The organism is Edaphobacter sp. (genome assembly GCF_035532915.1).
GTDB lineage: Bacteria > Acidobacteriota > Terriglobia > Terriglobales > Acidobacteriaceae > Edaphobacter.
The window spans coordinates 1-5846 of sequence record NZ_DATKQC010000477.1; the positions used below are offsets into that span (position 1 = coordinate 1).

Consider the following 5846-nt stretch of genomic DNA (forward strand, 5'->3'; position numbering starts at 1 on the left):
TTCGGGGTATTCACGGGTCAAGCTTCAGAAGATAGATTTCTACCAGGAGGAAATATCCAAGTGATTCTCGCTCATCTCGCAAATTTCGCTCACGTACCCGCTTCGCTCGGTCTCTTTTTCGAGGATGCCCAGGTTAGCTTCACTGTTCTCGGTCTCTGGGGCAACATGGGCTGGCTGGCCCGCTGCGTCGTCATCATCCTTTTCATCATGTCGATCTGGTCTCTGGCCGTCATCATCGATCGCGCTCTCTACTTCTCGGCAGCTCGCAAGCAGTCCCGCGAGTTCGCTCCGAAGGTTGCCGGCGCGTTGAAGGATGGCCGTCTCGACGAGGCGATCAAGGTTGCTGACCGCTCCAAGAAGTCCCATCTCGCAGAGGTTGTCACGGCTGGCCTGCAGGAGTTCCGCAGCTTCGGTTCGGGCGGCAACATCACCGAGCAGCAGGTTGAGAGCTCCAAGCGCGCCCTCGAGCGCTCCGAGGCGATTGTTCATGCCAAGCTGAAGCGTGGTCTCGGCGGTCTGGCGACCATCGGTTCGACAGCGCCGTTCATCGGCCTGTTCGGAACCGTCGTCGGCATCCTGAACGCCTTCCAGCAGATCGCAACCCAGAAGACCTCCGGCATCGGCGCAGTCGCCGGCGGTATCTCGGAAGCCCTGGTTACGACCGCCATGGGTCTGCTCGTCGCCATCCCCGCCGTTATGACGTTCAACTACTTCACCGGTAAGGTGGAAGCGTTCGACGTCGAGATGGACAACAGCTCCAGCGAACTGGTTGATTACTTCATCAAGCAGAGCCACCGGTAAAGAAAGCAGTCCAGCAAGGAACTCGTTGTATAGAACCAAACCTGCGAGAATCACGCCTCAATCGAGGCCCTTCGGACGCCGCCAGCGAACGGCGTCCGAAGGGCAGAGTGCTACCGCAGGGATCGCAAGGAAATAGCAAAGCCGGACACACCGGACGGAGCCGACGTTATGAGCATCAATAAGCGGGATGAAGGCAAGAAGGTCAACTCAAACATCAACGTGACGCCGATGGTGGACGTGATGCTGGTGCTGCTGATCATCTTCATGGTTATCACCCCCATGCTGAACAACAAGGTCAATGTGAACCTGCCGACCGCCGCCTCGGCCGTCGTGATGGAAAACGCCAACAAGGAAGATGCCATTACCGTGGCCATCACCCGGGACGGCAGAACGTTCCTTGGCGCCAACCAGGTTACCGACGACGATCTTGGCACCAAGATCTCGGCGATGCTCCAGAACAAGACCGACAAAGAGGTCTACATGCGCGCCGACCAGCGCGCCAACTACGGCAAGGTCATGGACGCGATTGACGGCATCCGGGCAGCAGGGGTCAACCAGTTGGGGCTTCTCACCGAGCAGACCAATACTGATACGAACGTAATGACGGGCCAGTAATGCTCGTTGCAGGACGGCGGACTCGATAGATATCGGGCAGCCGGGAGTAGACAAGGAGATTTGCTATGAGCATGAGCACTGGAACTTCGGGCGGAGCGGTTTCCGAGATCAATGTAACCCCGCTTATCGACGTTCTCCTGGTGTTGCTGATCATCTTCATGGTGATTGTGCCGGTAACGCCGAGGGGCTTGCAGACACAGGTACCTCAGCCGCCCAAGAACAAGACGCAGGACCAGCCCAACGACCGGACGATCGTCGTTCAGGTGCAGTCGAATGGCGCGGCTCCCGCGACGTACAAGATCAATGACACTGATTTCAGCAAAGCGGCGTTAGAGCCGAAGCTGGAAGAGATTTATGCAGCTCGAGCCGAAAAAGTAATGTTCGTCAAGGGCGACAAGGATTTGGACTTCGCGAAGATCGCGGAGGTAATCGATTTTGGACATAAGGCCGGAGTCGAGACAATCGCCATGATTACGCCAAGAGTTGCGGCAGGCCAGTGAGCGGCCCGCACTGAAACTCGGGCAACGGGCGGTGGCTATGGAGCTACCGCCCGTTGCTTGTCCTATCAAAATTGTGTTTAGTAAGACATTAGTAAGACAAATGATGCGTCCTCTAGCCACGCTGGGGCGTATAACATTACAATCAAGCGGGCAAGCTGAAGAATTCGATTTATCAATTTTTTGTCCCAGAGATCAACGCGCCTATTTTGAAGGAGACGATACACCCCATGAAATTAACCGCACGGATTCCGGTTACTGCAGCTCTGCTGGCGCTGCTGCTTGGTTCTGTAACTGGATGCAACCGCCTGAAGGCACGCGACCAGCTCACCAAGGGTGTACAGGCCTTTAAGAACGCTCAATACGAAGAAGCTGTCAATCACTTCCAGAACTCCATCGCGCTCGACCCGAATTACGAGGACGCGAAGCTGTATCTCGCCACCGCTTATTCCTATCAGGTAGTGCCCAATCTCGACACGCCGGAGAATATCGCGATCGCCCAGAAGGCGCTCGACGGCTTTCAGGCAGTCCTCACGAAGGACCCGAACGACCTGACCGCGTTGAAGCAGATGGCGTCGATCAACCGCAACATCAAGCGGTTTGAGCCTGCGAAGGAGTACGAGAAGAAGATCATTGCTCTCGATCCAAACAATGCAGAGGCGTATTACACCCTCGGCCAGATAGACTGGATGCAGTCGTACAAGAACATGATCACGATTCTTGCGGCCGACGGTCTCACCGACGATGCCAACGGCAACGTGAAGAAGAGCAAGGAAGCCTGCCAGAAGATGAAGGACCAGAATACGGACCTCGTCGCCGAAGGCTTGCAGAACCTGCATAAGGCCGTCGATCTCAACCCGACCTACGACGACGCGATGTCCTATCTCAACCTGACCAACCGCATCAAGGCGCAGATGGAGTGCGGCGACGATGCGGCACGCAAGGCCGATCTCGCAGAGGCTGACGACTGGAACAATAAGTCGTTGGGCGCTCGCAAGATCAACGAGAAGAAGAAGGAAGCGAAGACCCCTGGTGGCGTCACCATGTAGTCGCTGTCTTCCTCGTTCGGAAGCATCAGAAGAGCCTCCCTTTATGGGAGGCTCTTCTCTTTGCAGACACTCTCCGCTGCAAGGGCCAGGTGGGGTAAAATTGCCGCTTGCGGCGGACCATACAAAAAGTCCTGATTGCGAACCGCGGCGAGATCGCGTTGCGGGTGATTCGCGCCTGCCGCGAGATGGGGCTGCGGACGGTGGCCGTCTACTCCGACGCGGATCGTGCCGCGCTGCATGTGCTTCATGCCGACGAGGCGTACTGCCTTGGGCCGGCGCTTGCATCCGAGAGCTATCTGCGCGGCGATCTCATCCTCGACATCGCGCTGCAGTCCGGGGCGGACGCCATCCATCCCGGCTATGGCTTCCTCTCGGAAAACGCAGAGTTCGCTGAGGCCTGTGCCGCGGCGGGAATCATCTTCATCGGGCCACCCGCGAGCGCCATGCGTGTGTTGGGTTCAAAGACAAAGGCGCGGCAGGCGGCGGATGCGGCGGCGATGCCGCGCGTGCCTGGCAGCGTCACTGGGCTTACCTCTACGCAGGAAGCATTGAGGGTAGCGGCGGAGATCGGCTATCCGGTGATGCTGAAGGCTGCCGCCGGCGGCGGCGGCAAGGGGATGCGTGCGGTGTCCGCGCCGGAGGATCTCGCCGCGGCCTACGTGGCGGCCAGCAGCGAGGCCGAGCGCAGCTTTGGATCGGGCGAAGTTTATCTAGAGAAGCTCATCGAGCGGCCACGGCATATCGAGATTCAACTCATGGCCGATGAGCACGGTGGCTGTCTCTACCTGGGCGAGCGCGAGTGCTCGGTGCAGCGGCGGCACCAGAAAGTCATTGAGGAGGCTCCATCCGCTGTGGTGGGCGAAGACCTCCGTCGCCGAATGGGCGAAGCCGCGGTGCGGCTGGCGCTCTCCGCGGGCTACGTCAACGCGGGTACGGTGGAGTTTCTGGTCGACAGTGCCGAGAACTTCTACTTCCTCGAGATGAATACCCGTCTTCAGGTTGAGCATCCCGTCACCGAGTTGGTCACTGGCCTCGACCTGGTGCAGATGCAGATCAGGGTCGCCATGGGAGAGCCTCTGGCGATGAAGCAAGAGCAGGTGCGCCTGCGCGGCCATGCGATCGAGTGCCGCATCTATGCCGAAGACCCCGACAACAACTTCTTTCCCTCGCCCGGCCTGATTACGCGACTGGTGCGGCCCGGCGGCCCGGGCATCCGCGAGGACTGCGGTGTCTATGCAGGCTGGACGGTGCCGCTCGAATACGACCCTATGCTGTCCAAGCTGGTGGCATTTGCCCAGACGCGCGAGATGGCCATCGACCGAATGCTGCGGGCGCTCGGCGAGTATGCCATTGGGGGCATTAAAACGAATATCGGTCTGTTCCGCCGCATTTTGCAGGACGCAGACTTTCGCGCCGCACGCATCGACACTGGCTATCTTGAGCGACTACTGGCAGGCGCTGCCCCGGTCGAAGAGGCAACGGTTCCTGAGGATGTGGTGGCGCTCGCGGCGGCGCTGCTGACCTCGCTGGGCACGGAGAGACCGCCAGCGGCGAACGATAGTGCTCCCGCCAGCAAGTGGGCCGCCGCAGGACGGCAGGAGGAGTTGCGGCCATGACCGTATGGCTTGAGGTGGAGGGAAAAAAGCGCCGAGTGGAGCTGCCGTCCAGCGTCCTCGACGGTGCGATGGAGTGCATTGTCGATGGCAAACTCATCGCCGCGAATGCGCGAATGTTGCAGCCGGGAATAATGTCGCTGGTGATCGAGGGCAGGCAGTACCGCTGCGTTCTCGATGGAGATAGCGTGCTGATCGACGGCAGGCGATTTGCGTTCGAGGTGAACGACCCTCGTTCGTTGCAGGGACGGCGTAGCGCTGGTAGAGGCGCCGCCGGGCCGCGAGCGGTCAAGGCTCCCATGCCGGGGCGTGTGGTCCGGGTGCTGACGGTTGTAGGAGACGAGGTGGCCGAGCAGCAGGGAGTCATCGTGATTGAGGCGATGAAGATGCAGAACGAATTGAAGTCGCCCAAGGCCGGAAAGGTAGTTCGGGTAGCCGTCGCCGTGGGGGATACGGTAGGAGCGGGCGACGTGCTGGTGGTGGTTGAATAAACCGGCCATGTGGAGGATGAGCTTAGCTGTTCTCCTTCAGAGGTGATTTTGGGGGATTCGAGCAAAACGCAGATTCCCTTCGGGAATGACAAACAAAAGCTCGGGAATGACAAATCAAGGAAGCTGCCGCTGAAACCAAGGAATCTTAACCTGGGAGAAAGTGGCTCTAAGAACGCTGACTCCGTTGCAAATCAAGCAAGAGAACGACTTCTGGCCAACTGAATGCCGCAAAATCTTCATGCCAAATCCGATCTTGGGAGCTACAATTCCCTCGAACAAAAATCTTGAGGATTGAGGACGGCCTTTATGAGCGATGGCGTAGTTGTGGCGGAGGGGCAGGCGTCGGGACCCGGATTGAGCCAGGTGGAGAGGGTGGTCGATACGTTTGTCGCCCCCTCAAAGACATTTACCGACATTCTGCGCAGCAGGAGCTGGTGGCTTCCGTTTCTGTTGATCGTGGTGATCTCGTGGGGCGTGACCTTGGCAGTTACCTCGCAGGTGGGATGGGAGCGGGTGGTCGAGAACCAGATTCAGGCCAGTCCCAAGCAGCAGGACGCGCTGGCCAGCCTGACGCCGGAGCAGCGAACAACCCGGGTGCACGCCATGAGCGTCGGCTACAAGTACACGTCCTATGGCTTTCCTGTGCTGATCCTGATCTTTTCGGCGGTTGCTGCGCTGGGGCTGTGGGCGACGTTTAACTTCGGTCTGGGCGCGCAGACCACGTTCGGCGAGATGTTCTGCCTGTGGATGTACTGCAGTCTGCCCAAGCTGCTGATCGGG

7 protein-coding genes are annotated in these 5846 nt (G+C 59.0%); all 7 read left to right on the forward strand.

The genetic code is table 11. From position 1 onward, the window contains the following. The first annotated feature begins 60 nt into the window (after window positions 1–60). Window positions 61–801, forward strand: coding sequence for a MotA/TolQ/ExbB proton channel family protein (locus VMU57_RS22170; RefSeq protein WP_325387417.1), 741 nt, complete (start codon window positions 61–63; stop codon window positions 799–801). A 168-nt stretch (window positions 802–969) separates the two neighbouring features. Continuing rightward, window positions 970–1416, forward strand: coding sequence for an ExbD/TolR family protein (locus VMU57_RS22175; RefSeq protein ID WP_325387419.1), 447 nt, complete (start codon window positions 970–972; stop codon window positions 1414–1416). A gap of 65 nt (window positions 1417–1481) precedes the next feature. Further along, a complete protein-coding gene (locus tag VMU57_RS22180; protein ID WP_325387421.1) occupies window positions 1482–1916 on the forward strand; it encodes an ExbD/TolR family protein in 435 nt (144 codons plus the stop codon). A 227-nt stretch (window positions 1917–2143) separates the two neighbouring features. After that, complete coding sequence (locus VMU57_RS22185; RefSeq protein WP_325387423.1) at window positions 2144–2962, forward strand: hypothetical protein; 819 nt, start codon at window positions 2144–2146, stop codon at window positions 2960–2962. A gap of 107 nt (window positions 2963–3069) precedes the next feature. Beyond that, complete coding sequence (gene accC / locus VMU57_RS22190) at window positions 3070–4578, forward strand: acetyl-CoA carboxylase biotin carboxylase subunit (RefSeq protein WP_325387425.1); 1509 nt, start codon at window positions 3070–3072, stop codon at window positions 4576–4578. Next, window positions 4575–5066 carry a biotin/lipoyl-containing protein gene (locus tag VMU57_RS22195; RefSeq protein WP_325387427.1) on the forward strand — a complete coding sequence of 164 codons (492 nt, stop codon included), beginning with the start codon at window positions 4575–4577 and terminating at the stop codon, window positions 5064–5066. Before accC ends, VMU57_RS22195 begins: the two co-directional genes overlap by 4 nt. A 306-nt stretch (window positions 5067–5372) precedes the next feature. Beyond that, window positions 5373–5846: YIP1 family protein (locus tag VMU57_RS22200; protein WP_325387429.1), on the forward strand; the 474-nt coding region annotated here is incomplete at its 3' end.